This is a genomic window from Streptomyces sp. WAC05374, from assembly GCF_004353505.1.
Taxonomy (GTDB): Bacteria; Actinomycetota; Actinomycetes; order Streptomycetales; family Streptomycetaceae; genus Streptomyces.
Genome location: NZ_SMNQ01000001.1, coordinates 966735 through 982229 on the forward strand (window position 1 = coordinate 966735; position 15495 = coordinate 982229).

Annotated in this window: 15 protein-coding genes; 6 read left to right on the forward strand and 9 right to left on the reverse strand. The window is 74.0% G+C overall.

The genetic code is table 11. The annotated features are described in order from the left end of the window. The first annotated feature begins 2 nt into the window (after positions 1 to 2). The 4 genes from E2B92_RS04290 (at position 3) to E2B92_RS32895 (ending at position 3205) form a co-directional block, all read left to right on the forward strand. Positions 3 to 731: a type 1 glutamine amidotransferase gene (locus E2B92_RS04290; protein WP_064067135.1), complete on the forward strand. Its 729-nt coding sequence runs from the start codon at positions 3 to 5 to the stop codon at positions 729 to 731. Between the two features lie 157 nt (positions 732 to 888). Further along, positions 889 to 1914, forward strand: a complete 1026-nt coding sequence (locus E2B92_RS04295; RefSeq protein ID WP_126887078.1) for a 6-phosphofructokinase — start codon at positions 889 to 891, stop codon at positions 1912 to 1914. Between the two features lie 112 nt (positions 1915 to 2026). Beyond that, the gene (locus E2B92_RS04300) at positions 2027 to 2989 is read left to right on the forward strand and encodes a cytochrome c oxidase assembly protein (RefSeq protein ID WP_126887079.1); all 963 of its coding nucleotides are present in this window, start codon (positions 2027 to 2029) and stop codon (positions 2987 to 2989) included. A 57-nt stretch (positions 2990 to 3046) separates the two neighbouring features. Next, on the forward strand, positions 3047 to 3205 hold the full coding sequence (locus E2B92_RS32895) for a hypothetical protein (protein ID WP_185923647.1): 159 nt from the start codon (positions 3047 to 3049) through the stop codon (positions 3203 to 3205). A 91-nt stretch (positions 3206 to 3296) separates the two neighbouring features. Here E2B92_RS32895 and E2B92_RS04305 read toward each other — a convergent pair whose 3' ends face one another. Genes E2B92_RS04305 through E2B92_RS04330 form a run of 6 tightly spaced genes read right to left on the reverse strand, consistent with a single transcriptional unit; the run spans position 3297 to position 10064 of the window. Next, positions 3297 to 6014, reverse strand: coding sequence for a fumarate reductase/succinate dehydrogenase flavoprotein subunit (locus E2B92_RS04305; protein ID WP_126887080.1), 2718 nt, complete (start codon positions 6012 to 6014; stop codon positions 3297 to 3299). 12 nt (positions 6015 to 6026) lie between these two features. After that, positions 6027 to 6773: an ABC transporter ATP-binding protein gene (locus E2B92_RS04310; protein WP_126887081.1), complete on the reverse strand. Its 747-nt coding sequence runs from the start codon at positions 6771 to 6773 to the stop codon at positions 6027 to 6029. Then, a complete protein-coding gene (locus E2B92_RS04315) occupies positions 6770 to 7654 on the reverse strand; it encodes an ABC transporter permease (RefSeq protein WP_133087391.1) in 885 nt (294 codons plus the stop codon). Before E2B92_RS04315 ends, E2B92_RS04310 begins: the two co-directional genes overlap by 4 nt. Next, entirely contained in the window at positions 7651 to 9015 is a 1365-nt protein-coding gene (locus tag E2B92_RS04320; RefSeq protein WP_126885278.1) for an ABC transporter substrate-binding protein, read from the reverse strand. Before E2B92_RS04320 ends, E2B92_RS04315 begins: the two co-directional genes overlap by 4 nt. A gap of 10 nt (positions 9016 to 9025) precedes the next feature. Then, positions 9026 to 9253 carry a 4Fe-4S dicluster domain-containing protein gene (locus E2B92_RS04325; protein ID WP_064067780.1) on the reverse strand — a complete coding sequence of 76 codons (228 nt, stop codon included), beginning with the start codon at positions 9251 to 9253 and terminating at the stop codon, positions 9026 to 9028. Positions 9254 to 9290: 37 nt separating this feature from the next. Then, complete coding sequence (locus E2B92_RS04330) at positions 9291 to 10064, reverse strand: GntR family transcriptional regulator (protein ID WP_126885277.1); 774 nt, start codon at positions 10062 to 10064, stop codon at positions 9291 to 9293. Between the two features lie 188 nt (positions 10065 to 10252). Here E2B92_RS04330 and E2B92_RS04335 point away from each other — a divergent pair, with 188 nt between their 5' ends. Then, the gene (locus tag E2B92_RS04335) at positions 10253 to 11089 is read left to right on the forward strand and encodes an ATP-grasp domain-containing protein (RefSeq protein ID WP_126885276.1); all 837 of its coding nucleotides are present in this window, start codon (positions 10253 to 10255) and stop codon (positions 11087 to 11089) included. Here the strand turns inward: E2B92_RS04335 and E2B92_RS04340 are convergent. The 3 genes from E2B92_RS04340 to E2B92_RS04350 all read right to left on the reverse strand — a co-directional run bounded on the left by E2B92_RS04340 (position 11028) and on the right by E2B92_RS04350 (position 14629). Further along, positions 11028 to 12635 (reverse strand): hypothetical protein, encoded by a 1608-nt coding sequence (locus tag E2B92_RS04340; protein ID WP_126885275.1) that lies wholly within the window; start codon positions 12633 to 12635, stop codon positions 11028 to 11030. The genes E2B92_RS04335 and E2B92_RS04340 overlap by 62 nt on opposite strands. Positions 12636 to 12729: 94 nt before the next feature. Next, entirely contained in the window at positions 12730 to 14064 is a 1335-nt protein-coding gene (locus E2B92_RS04345) for an APC family permease (protein WP_126885274.1), read from the reverse strand. A 94-nt stretch (positions 14065 to 14158) separates the two neighbouring features. Beyond that, the gene (locus E2B92_RS04350; RefSeq protein ID WP_126885273.1) at positions 14159 to 14629 is read right to left on the reverse strand and encodes a DUF6098 family protein; all 471 of its coding nucleotides are present in this window, start codon (positions 14627 to 14629) and stop codon (positions 14159 to 14161) included. Positions 14630 to 14882: 253 nt separating this feature from the next. Between E2B92_RS04350 and E2B92_RS04355 the strand changes: the two genes are divergently transcribed. Next, positions 14883 to 15491, forward strand: coding sequence for a response regulator transcription factor (locus E2B92_RS04355; protein WP_126885272.1), 609 nt, complete (start codon positions 14883 to 14885; stop codon positions 15489 to 15491). Positions 15492 to 15495: the final 4 nt, after the last annotated feature.

The window sequence follows — 15495 nt, forward strand, 5'->3', positions numbered from 1 at the left end:
GCATGAGCGACAGCAGTCTGCGTCTCGTGTGGGTCTACCCGGACCTGCTCAGTACGTACGGAGACCAGGGCAACGCCCTCGTGGTGGAGCGGCGCGCCCGCCAGCGGGGCCTGGACGTGCAGCGGGTGGACGTGCGCAGCGACCAGCCCATCCCGACGTCCGGTGACATCTACCTGATCGGCGGCGGCGAGGACCGGCCCCAGCGGCTGGCGGCCGAGCGGCTGCGCCGTGACGGCGGTCTGAACCGGGCGGCGGAGAACGGCGCCATCATCTTCTCGGTGTGCGCCGGGTACCAGATCCTGGGCCACGAGTTCATCAACGACCTCGGGGAGCGGGAGCCGGGCCTCGGGCTGATCGACGTGATCTCGACGCGCGGCGAGGGTGCCCGCTGCGTCGGTGACGTGCTGGCGGACATCGACCCGCGCCTGGGTCTGCCCCAGCTCACCGGTTTCGAGAACCACCAGGGCGTCACGCACCTCGGCCCGACGGCCCGCCCGTTCGCCCGGACCGTCTTCGGCAACGGCAACGGCACCGGTGACGGCACCGAAGGTGCGTACAACGACACCGTTTTCGGGACGTACATGCACGGACCGGTCATGGCGCGCAATCCGCAGATCGCGGACCTGCTGCTGAAGCTGGCCCTGGATGTGAACGCGCTGCCGCCGACCGACGACCGGTGGTACGAGGCACTGCGCGCGGAGCGCATCGCGGCGGCCTCGCAGCCGGCCTGACGGACCGTCGGTCCCCCGGCTTTGTGGGTTCGTATGACTACCGTCCAGTAGTCGGACGCTCGTTTCGGCCCCGTCACCCATTGTCGGTAGGGTGGCGGGGATCCAACCGGACGACGTGGTCCGGGAGTCGGCCCACGTTGCAAAGGTATTTCGGGCTATGCGCATTGGTGTGCTCACCTCCGGCGGCGACTGCCCCGGTCTGAACGCCGTCATCCGTTCCGTCGTGCACCGCGCCGTCGTCGACCACGGGGACGAGGTCATCGGCTTCCACGACGGCTGGAAGGGCCTCCTGGAGGCCGACTACCGCAAGCTCGACCTCGACGCCGTGGCCGGCATCCTCGCCCGCGGCGGCACCATCCTCGGCTCCTCCCGCGTCCAGCCGGCGCACCTCGTCGACGGTGTCGAGCGCGCCAAGGGGCACGTCGCCGACCTGGGCCTGGACGCGATCATCCCGATCGGCGGCGAGGGCACCCTCAAGGCGGCCAACCTGCTCTCCCAGGCCGGGCTGCCGATCGTCGGCGTGCCGAAGACCATCGACAACGACATCGCCTCCACCGACGTCACCTTCGGCTTCGACACCGCCGTCGGGGTCGCCACGGAGGCGCTGGACCGGCTGAAGACCACCGCCGAGTCCCACCAGCGCGTGCTGATCGTCGAGGTCATGGGCCGCCACACCGGCTGGATTGCGCTGCACTCCGGCATGGCCGCCGGTGCGCACGCGATCGTCGTCCCCGAGCGCCCCTTCGACATCGACGAGCTGACCGCCCGGGTCGGGGCGCGCTTCGAGGCGGGCAAGAAATTCGCGATCGTCGTGGTCGCGGAGGGCGCGAAGCCGCGCGCCGGGACCATGGAGTTCAACGAGGGCGGCAAGGACATCTACGGCCACGAGCGGTTCGCCGGCGTGGCGCAGCAGCTCGCCGGCGAGCTGGAGCAGCGGCTCGGCAAGGAGGCCCGCGCGGTGATCCTCGGCCACGTCCAGCGGGGCGGGACGCCGACCGCGTACGACCGGGTCCTCGCCACCCGCTTCGGCTGGCACGCGGTGGAGGCGGCGCACCGGGGCGAGTTCGGCATGCTGACCGCGCTGCGCGGCACGGACATCGTGATGGTGCCGCTGGCCGACGCGGTGCAGACCCTGAAGACGGTGCCCGCGGAGCGGTACGACGAGGCCGAGACCGTCCTGTGATCCTCGTTTCGCACTGAACCACCCGCCCCCGGTCGCAGCCGCGATCGGGGGCGGTTCTAGTCTGGACCCCGCAAGCGGACAACCCAGCACGAAACGAAACAGGAGCCGGCGGATGGATCACAGCGGGCACGGTATGCACGACATGCCCATGGATCTTCCGCCGTTCACCCTGGGGCGGGCCCTGGAGTTCTCGCCGGACGTGTTCTTCCTGGCCGGCTGCCTGCTGGCGCTCGGCCTGTACGGGTGGGGCGTCGTGCGGCTGCGCCGGCGCGGTGACGCCTGGCCGGTGGGGCGGATCGTGTCGTTCGTCGTCGGCGTGCTGAGCATCGCCCTGGTGATGTGCACCCGGCTCAACGACTACGGCATGGTCATGTTCAGCGTGCACATGGTCCAGCACATGGTCATCAGCATGCTGTCGCCGATCCTGCTGCTGCTCGGGGCGCCCGTGACGCTGGCGCTGCGCGCGCTGCCGGTCGCCTCGCGGCGGGGCGCCAAGGGGCCGCGCGAACTGCTGCTGGCGCTGCTGCACAGCCGCTACATGCGGATCATCACGCACCCGGTGTTCACGATCCCGCTGTTCATCGCGAGCCTGTACGGCCTGTACTTCACGCCGCTGTTCGACTTCCTGATGGGCTCCAGGCCGGGGCACATCGCGATGATGGTGCACTTCCTCGCGGTGGGCCTGGTCTTCTTCTGGCCGATCATGGGCGTGGACCCCGGTCCGCACCGGCCCGGCTACGTGATGCGGATGCTGGAGCTCTTCGCGGGCATGCCGTTCCACGCCTTCTTCGGCATCGCGCTGATGATGGCGACGGAGCCGATGGTCAAGGCGTACGAGAACCCGCCCGCCTCGCTCGGCCTCGACGCCCTCGCCGACCAGAACGCGGCCGGCGGCATCGCCTGGGCGTTCAGTGAGATCCCCTCCGTGCTGGTGCTGATCGCGCTGGTCTACCAGTGGTACCGGTCCGAGCAGCGCCAGGCGGTCCGCAAGGACCGGGCGGCCGACCGGGACGGCGACAAGGAGCTGGAGGCGTACAACGCCTACCTGGCCTCCCTCCAGGCGCGCGGACGGTAGCGGGCGGGGCTCCTCAGGGGGGACCATGGCGGTACGGCCGCCATGAGGAGGACGCGCATGTCCGGTTCCACGAAGACCATGAGTGGGCTCACCGTCGGGGCGCTGGTGCTGACGACGGCGTACACGGTGGCCCTCGGCAGCAACGGCTGGCTGTGGTTCGGCTGGGTGGTGCTCGGGCTGGTGACGATCGGGATGGCGGCCACGCGCGACACGTGACGGGCGCCCCGGGCACGCCGCGTGGCCGGACGGCCACGGTGCGCACCCGGTCCGCGTGGCAGCGGTGCCCGTGGCGTGCCGGGGGCGCCGGTCAGGCGCGGCCCCGGGCCGCGTAGGCGCGCACATCGGCGTCCGGGTCTCCGGTGGCGGTGGCCAGCGCCGTGCGGGCCCGCCGGTCGGCCCGGTGGCGCAGCAGCGCCAGCACCGCGGCCTTGCGCACGTCCGCGTTGGCGTCGCCCAGCGCCCCGGCCAGGGCGGGGACGGCCACGTCCGCCGGTGCCGCGCCGAGGGCGGCCGCGGCGCCGGCGCGGGGGCGCCAGTGCGGGTCGGCGAGGGCCGCCACCGCGGCGGACGTGAGCACGGGCGGGCAGCCGGCCGACCCCAGGGCCTCGAACGCGGCGGCGCGCACCAGAACGTCGTCGTCCGCCACCAGCCGGGCCAGGATGCCGGACACGCCGGCCGCCGGGGGCGCCGTCACCGCGGCGAGGCCCTTGGCGGCGGCGACGCGCACCTCGCGGTGGGCGTCGCCCGCGGCCGCCGCCAACCCGTCGACGGCGTCGACCGACACCAGGGCGCGCACCGTCTCGACGCGCACCGTGTGGTCCGGGTCGTCCAGGCCGGGGAGGAACAGGGCGGCGTCGCCCAGCCGCAGCGCGCGCAGCACGGCCGACGCCGCCGCGCGGACCACCGGGTCGTCCGACGGGAGCGCGGCGACCAGGGGCTCCCGCAGCTCCGGCCCCGGCGGCAAGGTCTCGACCAGCTCGCGCAGCGAGTCCGCCGCCGCGCCCCGCACGCCCGGGTCCTGGTCGGCGAGCGCCCGTGCCAGCGCCGGGCCCGTGCCGTCCGGTGCCGTCTCGGTGAGGGCCGCGACGGCGGCGCGGCGCACGGCGGGGTCGGGATCCTGGAGGTAGGGGCGGAACGCGGCCAGCGGGGGCTGGTCCTCGGTGAGGGCCAGCAGCTCCAGGATGCGCGGGGACGCGGGCCGCGCCCCGCCGGGGGTGCGCGGGGCGGCGGCGGCACGGAGGGCGGTGGGGGCGGCCCCGCGCGGTCCGGCGGTCGCCACCTGCTCCAGGGCCACCTCGCCGAGGTGCCGGGAGGGCCCGCCGGCGGGGGCGTACTCGTCGACGGGGACGAGGTAGGGCGCGACGGGCCGGGCGGTGAACTCCATCGCTCCGGACGCCGCCTTGCGCAGGTCCAGGTGGTGGAGCCAGGACGCGTCGTCGCGCCGGGGGTGGTCGGTGCGCTCGTGGTAGAGGCCCCAGCGGGACTCCGTCCTGGCCAGGGACGCGCGGGCCGCCATCTCGGCGCAGTCGCGGATGAAGGTCACCTCCGCGCAGCGCATCAGCTCGTGCGGGGTGGTGGCCCCCATGGCGGCGATCTCCGCGCGCATCCGCTCGAAGTGCTCGACCGCGAGCGAGAGCCGGGCGCCGGACTTGGGCGGGGCGACGTAGTCGTTGACGAAGCGGCGCAGCTTGTACTCGACCTGGGGCTGCGGCGGGCCACCGGGGTTGCGCAGCGGCCGGTAGACCAGCTCGTGGGCCTCGCGGAGCTGCGCGGCGGGCAGTTCCCCGTCGTGGGCGCGGTACCGCGCGGCGTCCTCTCCCGCGAGATCCCCGAAGACGAACGCCCCGATCATGTAGTTGTGCGGGACGCAGGCCAGGTCTCCGGCGGCGTAGAGGCGGGGCACGGTGGTGCGGGCGTGGGCGTCGACGCGTACGCCCGAGGCGGAGTGGCCGCCGCACAGGCCGATCTCCGAGATGTGCATCTCGATGTCGTGGGTGCGGTAGTCATGGCCGCGGCCGGCGTGGAAGGTGCCACGGGTGGGGCGTTCGGTGGTGTGCAGGATGCCTTCGAGGGCCGCCACCGACTCCTCGGGGAGGTGGCTCAGCTTGAGGTAGACCGGGCCGCGGTCGGAAGCCAGCTCCTCGGCGAACTCGGCCATCATCGCGCCGGACCAGTAGTCGGAGTCGACGAACCGCTCGCCGTGCCGGTTGACCTGGTAGCCGCCGAAGGGGTTGGCGACGTAGGCGCAGGCGGGACCGTTGTAGTCCTTGATGAGCGGGTTGATCTGGAAGCACTCGATGCCGGTGAGCTCCGCGCCCGCGTGGTAGGCCATGGCGTAGCCGTCGCCGGCGTTGGTGGGGTTCTCGTACGTGCCGTACAGGTAGCCCGACGCGGGCAGCCCGAGGCGGCCGGCCGCGCCGGTGGCGAGGATCACGGCGCCCGCCCGTACGGTGACGAAGGCGCCGGTGCGGGTGTGGAACCCGGCGGCGCCGACCGCCCCGCCGTCGTCGCCGGTCAGGACGCGTACCGGCATGACGCGGTTCTCGATGCGGATGCGTTCGCGCATCTCGCGGCGGCGGAGCTGCCGGTAGAGGACCTTCTTGACGTCCTTGCCCTCGGGCATGGGCAGGACGTACGCGCCGGAGCGGTGCACCTGGCGGACGGCGTAGTCGCCGTGTTCGTCCTTCTCGAACTTCACCCCGTACGACTCGAGGCGCTGGACCATGGCGAAGCCGCGGGTCGCGGTCTGCCGGACGGTGGTCTGGTCGACGACGCCGTCGTTGGCGCGGGTGATCTCGGCGACGTAGTCGTCGGGTTCGGCCCGGCCGGGGACGACGGCGTTGTTGACGCCGTCCATGCCCATGGCGAGGGCGCCGGAGTGCCGGACGTGGGCCTTCTCCAGGAGGAGGACGTTCGCGCCGTTCTCGGCGGCGGTGAGCGCCGCCATCGTCCCGGCCGTACCGCCGCCGATGACGAGGACGTCGCAGACGAGTTCCTCGGCGTCGGCGAGGGAGGGGATGTCCATGGGTGGTGCCTCTCAGGTGCTGAGCGATGCGAGGACGGCGCGGCGCAGGGCGCGCGTGGCGGGGTCGGTCGCGGCGCCGGGGTCGCGGGGGCGCGGTACGGGCAGGACGCGGCCGGTGGCGAGGAGCGCGACGCGGTCGCCGAGCAGGATCGCCTCGTCGACGTCGTGGGTGACGAAGACGACCGTGGCGCCGGTGCCGTTCAGGACGTCGATGAGCAGCCGCTGCATCGTGGAACGGGTCCGGGCGTCCAGGGCGCCGAAGGGTTCGTCCATCAGGACGGCGCGCGGTCCGCCCGCGAGGGCCCGGGCGAGCTGCACGCGCTGGCGCTGTCCGCCGGAGATCCGGTGCGGGTGGCTGCGTGCCTGTGCGGGGAGCCCGACGCGCTCCAGCCACGCCGTGGCGACGGCCCGCCGCTCGGCGCGCGGGACGCCCCGGACGGCCAGCGGCAGTTCGACGTTGGCGCGCACGGTGCGCCAGGGGAGCAGGGCGTCCTCCTGGAACACCAGCGCCCGTTCGCCGCCGGGGCCGGTGATGGGCTCGCCGTCCAGGGTGACGGCGCCGTCCAGGGCGGGGATCAGTCCGGCGAGCGTGCGCAGCAGGGTGGACTTGCCGCAGCCGGACGGTCCGACGACGGTCAGGACCTCCCCGGGCTCGACGTCCAGGTCGACGCCGCCGAGGACGGGGGCGCCGGGGTGGCCGAGCACCGCACCGCGCAGGGCGAGGCGGGCGCCGGTGGTGGTGGTCGCGGTGGTGGTCATGACGCGGCCTCCTTCCGTACGGGTACGGGCGGGCGGCCCGGTTCGAAGGGGCGCCCGGCGGCGGGGCGCGCGGGTGCGGCGCGGCGGGGCCGCCGGGCGGCGGGCGCCGGGGCGGGGAGCGCGGCCCGGGGCAGCCACCGGGTCAGCCGGCGTCCCACGAGCTCCACGGCCGTCGAGGTGAGCCAGCCCAGCAGGCCGATCGTCACCATGCCGACGAACACCCCCGGGTAGTCGACGACGGTGTAGTCCTGCCAGGTGCGGTAGCCCACCCCGTACTCGCCGGAGATCATCTCCGCGGAGATCACGCAGATCCAGGAGACCCCGATGCCGACCGACAGGCCGCCGAGGACGCCCGGCAGGGCGCCGGGCAGCACCACCGACCACAACACGCGCCACCGCCCGCCGCCCATGGTGCGGACGGCCTCCTCCCACACGGGGCTGAGCGAGCGCACCGCGTGCCGGGTGGAGACGAGGACGGGGAAGAACGCCGCGGTGAAGGTGATGAAGACGATGCCCTGCTCGTTGCTGGGGAAGAGCAGGATCGCCACCGGCACCAGGGCGATCGCCGGGATGGGGCGCAGCACTTCGAGCACGGGACCGAGGAGGTCGGCGGCGAGCCGGGAGCGGGCGATCGCCGTGCCGGTGGCCACTCCGGCGAGGGCCGCGAGGAGGAAGCCGGTCACGATGCGGGTGAGGCTGTCGGTGAGGTCCTGCCAGTACTCCGCGCCGCCGGCCCGCAGCGCGAAGGTCCGTGCCACGTCCGTCACCGTGGGGAACTGCTCGAACCGCAGCCACAGGTTGACGTCGTACGAGGTGAGGAGCTGCCACACGGCCAGCGCGCCGGCCAGGGACAGCACCCGCAGCGCGCGGCGCCCGGTCATGACGCACCGCCCGCGCGGCGCAGCGCCTCGCCGTACGGGACGGTCCGCGCACCGGGGTGCCGGGCGGTGTGGGCGGCGGCGCCGGACGGGGTGACGAAGGGCAGCAGCTCCGTCCCGTCCGCCACCCACACGGCCTTGTCGGCGAACCAGGGCGTGCCGGTCGTGGTGTCGGGGACGTAGGCGGCGCGCACGGTGCCGCGGGCGGCGGCCACCGCGCCGAGGAGGCGCTTCGGGGAGGTGAAGGCGCGGGTGGTGCCGTCCTTCAGCCAGAGCTCGGCCCGGGCGGCGGGCGGCCGCGTGGCGCGGGCTGCGGCGTAGGAGGCCCCGTACACCCGCTTCAGGTACCGGTCGTCGACGAACGCGTCGACGTCCACGTCACCGACCAGCTTCGCCGACTTCAGCACCGGCACGTCCTGTTTCAGGGCGTCCACGAGGGCGGGCTTGAGGGTCGGGTCGAAGGTGGCGATGCCGTGGGCGCCGTTGTAGAGGTAGACGACCTCGGCCGGGAGTCCGGTGGCGCGGGCGACGGACTCGGCGGCGGCCACGGGCTCGGCCCGGAGGTGGTCCGTGGCCCGTCGCTGGGCGCGCAGGAAGGCGTCGACGACGGCGGGCCGCTCCTTGGCGAAGCTCTCGCGCACGGTGACGCCGTGGAAGGTCGGCACGTTCAGTTCGGCACCGTCGTAGAGGGCCTTGGCCCGGCCCTGGTGGGCGAGGAGTCCCGGCCAGGCGACGAACTGCGAGAGGGCGTCGGCGCTGCCGGACTGGAGGGCGGAGGCGCCCACGGACGGCTGCTGGTTGAGCTTGCGGATGTCCTTGTGCGGGTCGATGCCCGCTCGTCGCAGGGCGCGGACGAGGGTTCCGTCGGCCGCCGAGCCGACGGAGGTCGACACCTTCCTGCCGCGCAGGTCCTCGAGGCGCTCCAGGGGTGAATCCGGGGCGGTCACCACGGTGTTGAGTCCGCCGCGCAGGTTGTAGCCGGTGACGGAGACCAGCCGGGTGGGGCGGTTGAGCTGCTTGCCGCGGGCGGCGTTGATGAGGAGGGGGAAGTCCCCCATGGAGCCGATGTCGATCTTACCGGCGGTCATCTGGGCGGTGATCGGCGCACCGGTGGCGTAGTCCTGCCACCGTACGCGGTAGGTGGTGCCGTCCTCGGCGCCGCGGGTCTTCAGTTCCTGCTCGAAGTAGCCGAGTTCGCGCAGCAGGGTGCCGGCGGTGACGGTGTTGATGGTCTTGGACTGGTAGCCGACGGTGACGGTGACCGTGCGGGGGCCGTCGGCGTCCGCGTCGCCGCCGCACCCGGTGAGCAGGGCGGCGGCCAGTGCGGTGGCCAGGACGGCGGGGGTGAGTCGTGTGCGCGGCATGGCGGGCCTCTCAGCGGAGCAGGTAGGGCATGTTGACCTCGACGGCGCCGGTGGGGCACCGGGCGGCGCAGGGGCCGCAGTACCAGCACTCGTCGACGTGCATGTACGCCTTGCCGCTGTCCGGGTTGATGGCGAGCGAGTCGAGCGGGCACATGTCGACGCAGAGGGTGCAGCCGTCGATGCACTTCGACTCGTCGATGGTCACGGGCACGTCGGCACGCTGGGGCGCCAGAGGCATGGCTGTCTCCAGGGAGGGGGCGGGGTGGTACGGGTGGTCAGTGCGAGGAGCGGTGCAGGAGGCCGCTCATGGTGATGCGGTCGCCGCGGAACCGGATGAACTCCAGGTCCACGGGCCGCCCGTCGCACAGGTGGGTGAGCCGTTCCAGCATCAGGACGGCCGCGCCGCGCGGTGCTTCGAGCACGGCGGCGGAGTGGGCGTCCGCGTTGACGGCTTCGAGGGTGATGTCGGCCGAGCCGAGGGCCTGCCCGGTGAGGCGCTCGATGAGCCGGAACACGTCGTTGTGCTCCAGGTCGCAGTCGAGCAGGGCGGCCCCGATGTCCATGGGGATGTACGTGAGGTCGAGGGAGAGCGGCAGCCCGTTGAGCCTGCGCAGCCGCTCCACGCAGAGCACGTCGGCGCGTTCGGCGACCCGCAGCCGCCGCGCCACCGGCGCGGGTGCCGGGACCGGGCCCGCCGTGCGCACCTCGTTGGTCACCTCACCGTGCTCGTGCAGGGTCTCGGCGAGCCCCTGGAGCCGGTGGAGGCCGTGCGGGTACTTCTCCGCCACCAGGACGGTCCCCACACCGGGCTGGCGCTCCACCAGTCCTTCCGCGCGGAGCAGGTCGAGCGCCTGGCGCACGGTGTTGCGGGAGACGCCGTAGTCCGTGCCGATCCGTCCCTCCAGCGGCAGGACGCCGCCCGGGAAGCCGCCGGTGCGCGCCTGGTGGCGCAGCAGGTCGGCGAGCTGTCGGGCCCGGTCCGCGCGCACCCGTCGCCGTCGCGCGGCGGCGACGGGTGCGGGGTGTTCACGGGTGCGTTCGGCTGGCATGTGCGGGACCATACCGATGCTGCCCGCCCTATGGTGTTGCGGCAGTATTGCGCCACTTCCGAAACCTTGCACGCGGCTGTGACCTGCGCTTTTGTCGGGGCCGACGGGAGATCTGCCACATGGGGCGTGCCGGGTGCGGCCGGAAATGGGTGGACCGCCGGCCGGCGCCGGTGGGAGGGTCGCCCACCATGAACGAGCACGCGGTCCTCGCCCTGTCGCCCCGGCGCACCTCGACGGGGGAGCTCCTGGCGTCCGCCGCCGCGCGGCGGGGCATGCGGGTCGAGGTGCTCCCGGCCGGCGGTGGCGCGGGCTCGCCGGGACCGTGGGGCTCCGGTGACGTCCACTACTACGGAGGGCCGCTGTTCGCGGCCGGGGTGGTGGAGGAGCTCGGCCTGGGGCTGCTGGAGCCGGCCGACGGCTGGCTGGCGTCGCTGCCGCGGGCGTACACGCTGCGCCGCGTGGTGGAGGCCACGCTGGGCGAGGCGCGCCGGCTGACGCGGCCGGCGTTCGTCAAGCCGCCGAGCGACAAGAGCTTCCCGGCGGCGGTGCGGGCGGACGGTGGCCGGCTGCCGTCCGGCGGCTCCGCGCCGCCCGATGACACGCCGGTGCTGATCAGCGAGGTGGTCACCTGGGAGGCGGAGTTCCGCCTGTTCGTGCTGGACGGGGAGGTGCGGGCGGGTGCGCAGTACGCGACGTTCGGCCGGCTCGACGCGGCGCCGCTGGACGGCCACCGCCACCGCGCGGCCGTCCTGGACTTCGCGGCCGGCCTTCTCGCCGCCCGCGGCGACACGCTGCCCAGCGCCGTGGTCGTGGACGTCGGCCTGGTGACGGCCTCCGAGCCCGGAGGGGCGGAGGGCTGGGCGGTGGTGGAGGCGAACATGGCCTGGTTCAGCGCCTGTTACGCCGCCGACCCCGACGGCGCCCTGGACGTCGTCCTGCGCTCGGCGGGGCCGCGTGCCCGACTCACGGCGCGGGATCGTCGGTTCGACCGTGGCCGCCGTCCCGTACCGCGACCAGGCCGTTGAAGACGCCGACGTACGCGGTGCCGTCCGGGCCGAGGGTGACCGGCGCCCAGGTGTTGTCGTAGAGGGGGCCGGTGCCGGTGAGCCTGCTCCAGAGCTCGCGGCCGGTGCGGAAGTCGACCGCCGTCAGGTACCAGGCGTCGACGCCGAGCGGGTGGGGGTTCTTGGTGTAGAGGTGGAGCAGGCCGTTGGCGGTGGAGAGTTTGGGGACGGTCGACGGTGACCGGACGGGGCTCTCCCAGACCGTGTCGCAGCCGCTGCCGTCGTCGCGTACGTCCACCCGGGTCACTCCGCCGGTGACGGAGCGGCCGAAGGTGAGCGAGGTGACGTCCTCGTAGCCGTAGTTGTTCTCGACGATCAGGCTGTTGCCCCAGGAGATCAGCGAGTTGTCGGTGGTGGACCGGCCGTCGGGGAAGACGGGGACGCGGCACACCAGTCGCCGCTCGTCCGGTACGCCGGCCTCGCGGCGGTACACGAGGACGTTCATCCGGCCGTCCGCGTTGTCGGTGATCGCCACGTAACGCTTGCCGCCCGCGCCGAACAGGTCGGGTGTGGTGCCCGAACCCTGGTTCACCGAGCCGGGTTTGGCGCCGCTGCCGCGGTCGTAGGTCTGGCGCCAGACCACCTCGGGGGTGCCGTCGGGCCGGGCCCGGAAGGTGTAGAGCGCGTGGTCGGAGACGATCGAGACGCCGTCCTGGGCGACGGAGAAGGAGTTCTGGATCTCCTCGCCGGGCAGCCGCACGGACCGGACGGTGCCGTCGGCGGGGTCCACGGTGCCGACCCTGCCCCGGCGGGTCACCCACCAGATGCGGCCGTCCCAGTCGGGCATGACCGACGTCACGGGGTCGCACTCGCCGGTGGGGCGGGGGTCGGTCCACGTCGCGCAGTCGTGCGGGACGTGTCCGGTGAGGTCCCAGTCCGCGTCGGCGGTGAACCGCCACCGGCCGTCGGGGCCCCGGGCGTGGGCGAGCCGGACGACGTGCCGGCGGGAGTCGGCGAGGACGAGCCGGTCCCGCTCGTCGAGGTAGGCGTACGCGCCTCCGGAGGTGTCCTTGAAGATCCGGGAGAAGTCGAGCCGGGTGAGGGCCTCGACCGTGGAGGGGCGCTGCGGCAGCGCGTACTCGGCGAGGACGGCCAGCGAGGAGGGGTCCAGCAGCTTGACGACGAAGCCGGAGAAGGTGCCGCAGACGGTGATGATCCGGCCCGCGCGGTCGAAGGTGACGGTGGCGCACTCCCCGCCGAGTACCGCCATGGACCGGCTGCGGACGACGGGGGCCTCTCCCAGCGGGCCGCTCCACGGATACGTACCGCTGCCCGCCGCGTCCGCGTGCATGCCGCTGCGGCCGTTGGGCGCCAGGTGGGGGTGTTGCGGCGGGGGCCCGCCGGGTAACGGCCGGGCCGTGGCGGGGGCGCCCGTGTAGCCGGGGACGAGCCGGTGGCCGGGGGCGAGGGGGATGCCGTCGGCCCGTGCGCCCGCCAGGGGCAGGGCCGCGACGAGGCAGACCGCGGCGAGCACGGTGGCGCCGCGTCGTCGGTTTCGGGTGGACATGGGGCGACGCTAGGACGCCGATCTTGACACGTCCATGGCGATGGCGCCCTGTTCACGCGACTGTCGCACGGGGCGCGCGGCGGGCGGGCCGCGCTCAGGCGGGCGGCCGGTCGGTGGAGTCGCGCCGGGCGGCGGCGACCGCCGCGAGGACGAGGCCCACGCCGAGCACGGTCAGCCCGCGCAGCCAGACCGCGGCCTCGATCCGGGTGGAAAGCAGGACGCAGGAGGCGGCGCCCAGGACCGGGACCACCGCCGGCGTGCGGAAGTGGCCGGGGGTGCCCGGTTCACGGCGCAGCACCAGCGCGGCCGTGTTCACCAGCAGGAACACCACGAGGAGCAGCAGCACCAGGGTGGACGCGAGGGTGGCGACGCCGCCGGTCAGCGCGAGCAGCATCGACAGGGCGGTGGTCGCCGCGATCGCGGCCCACGGGGTGCGGCGGCCGGGCAGCACCCTGGCCAGGACCGCGGGCAGCAGGCCGTCGCGGGCCATCCCGTAGGCGAGCCGGGACGACATGATGCCGGTCAGCAGCGCGCCGTTGGCGACGGCCACCAGCGCGATGGCGCTGAAGAGCCACACCGGCACGCCGCCGGCCGCCCTGACCACCTCCAGCAGCGGCCCGCCGGAGTGCGCCAGCGTGCTCGTCGGTACGGCGGCGGAGGCGGCCAGGCCGACCAGGACGTACACCGCGCCTGCCGTGACCAGCGCGCCGAAGAGGGCGCGCGGGTAGGAGCGCCGGGGGTCACGGGTCTCCTCGGCGACGTTGACGGACGTCTCGAAGCCGACGAAGGAGTAGTACGCGAGGACGGCGCCGCTCAGGACGGCGGCGGCCGCGCCGTGCTCGGCCGTGCCGAGCCGGACGAGCCGCGACGGGTCGCCGTCGCCCCGCGCCAGCAGCAGGCAGCCCAGCACGACGACGATCGCCAGACCGCCCACCTCGACGACGGTCGCGACGACGTTGGCCCGGGTGGACTCCCGGATGCCCCGGGCGTTCAGGAGCGCCAGGGCGGCCAGGAACAGCACGGCGACCGGGGCGACCGGGGCGCTGACGAAGGCCGTCAGGTAGTCACCGGCGAAGCCCCGGGCGAGCGCGGCGACCGAGACCACTCCGGCGGCGAGCATGCAGAAGCCCGCGAGGAACCCGACGAAGGGGCCGAAGGCACGGGTGGCGTAGTGGGAGGCGCCACCGGCGCGGGGGTACTTGGTGGCCAGTTCCGCGTAGGACGCGGCCGTCAGCAGGGCGAGCAGCAGCGCCACGGTGAGCGGCACCCACACCGCTCCCCCGGCGTCGGCGGCGACCTGGCCCACCAGGACGTACACGCCGGCGCCGAGGACGTCGCCGAGGATGAAGAAGTAGAGCGTGCGGGTGGTGAGGGCCCGCTCGAGGGGCGGGCGGCCGGCTGTCGTCGGCGGGGGCGCTGTCTTCGGCATGATCACCGTTTGCCCCCGGATGCGGCCCGGCAGGCGGGGCATGGGTCATGAGTTCCGGCGGGCCTTCCGGCGGGGCCGGTGGTCACCCCGGAGGTCAGCGGCGCATGGGGCCCCAGGGGCGGCGCTGGCGGGCCACCTCCGCCTCGGCCTCCTTGATGACGGCCGGGTCGATCCAGCTCACCGGGACGATGTCGGCCAGGAGCGGTTCATTGTCCGGGCCGCGCGCGACCTCGCGGCCGTGGAGCGTCCAGGGGCGGATGTCGCCGTCGCGGTCACGGCGCAGGTGGCAGTAGTCGTACAGCCGGCGGGCCACCCACAGCCGGAGGGAGCGGTCGCCCCACCAGGACTCGACCCGCAGCGGGTTCGCGGACAGACCGGGCATGGGGATGCCGGTGAGCCAGTCGACGCTGCGGGTGGTGTCCAGGTCGTGGGCCGGGCCCCGGGACCAGCGGACGTAGAGGGCCTCCCGGCGCCGCACCAGCTCACCGAGTTCATGGAGCGAACGCACCGTGGGCAGATCGGGGTGGTCGTGGGTGGCGGCGCCGCGGCCGGCCGTGTGGGTCATGCGCTTCACGCTCCCTCGCCTACCCGGCCATTCTCGGCGGACGCCCGGTTCCTCACCACGCGACAGGGGCCCCACCACGCGGGGGCGCACACGCCTGCGCACGACGGCGCACGAGGGGCGCTCGTATGCGCGGGGCGCGCGCCCCCGAACGTACTCGGCCATGTTCGTCCGCCGCCGCCGTGGGAAGCCGCATGGGTGGCCCGTACGGAGGTCCGGCCTGCCCACTGGGCGGACGACAGGGAGGGGATGGGACATGACAAGCGTGCTTGTCCTGCACAGCGCGAGTCTGCTGAGGTCGGCGCTGGTGGCGCTGCTGAAATCGGAGGGGGCGTTCGATGTGTTCTCGGCGGGCTGGCGGACCGCCGGCCGGCACGCCGAATCGTTACGGCCGGACGTGTGCGTGGTGGACCTCGACTGTCCGGGGGCAGCGGCGCTGTTCGACGGCGGGGCGGAGGAGGAACGGAGCGTGCTCGGTGCGCGCACGGCGCTGCTGGTGCTGGCGTCGGCGGGACGGCCTGGGGCGCTGCGCAGGGCGTTCGAGGCGCGGGCGCTGGGTTTCGTGGACAAGCACGGTTCGCCGCAGCGGCTGGTGCGGGCGATCCGCAAGGTCGCCGAGGGGGAACGGTTCGTGGACGAGTCCCTCGCCTTCGGCTTCCTGGAGGCGTCCAGAATGCCGCTGACGGCACGCGAGCTGAGCGTGCTGGCGAGGGCGGCGGAGGGGGAGTCGATCGCGGAGATCGCCCGGGGTCTGCACCTGTCGAACGGGACGGTGCGCAACTACATGGCGTCGGCCACCCGCAAGGTCGGCGCCCGCAACCGGATCGACGCGATCCGGATATCCCAGGGCGCCGGGTGGGTGTAGCGGG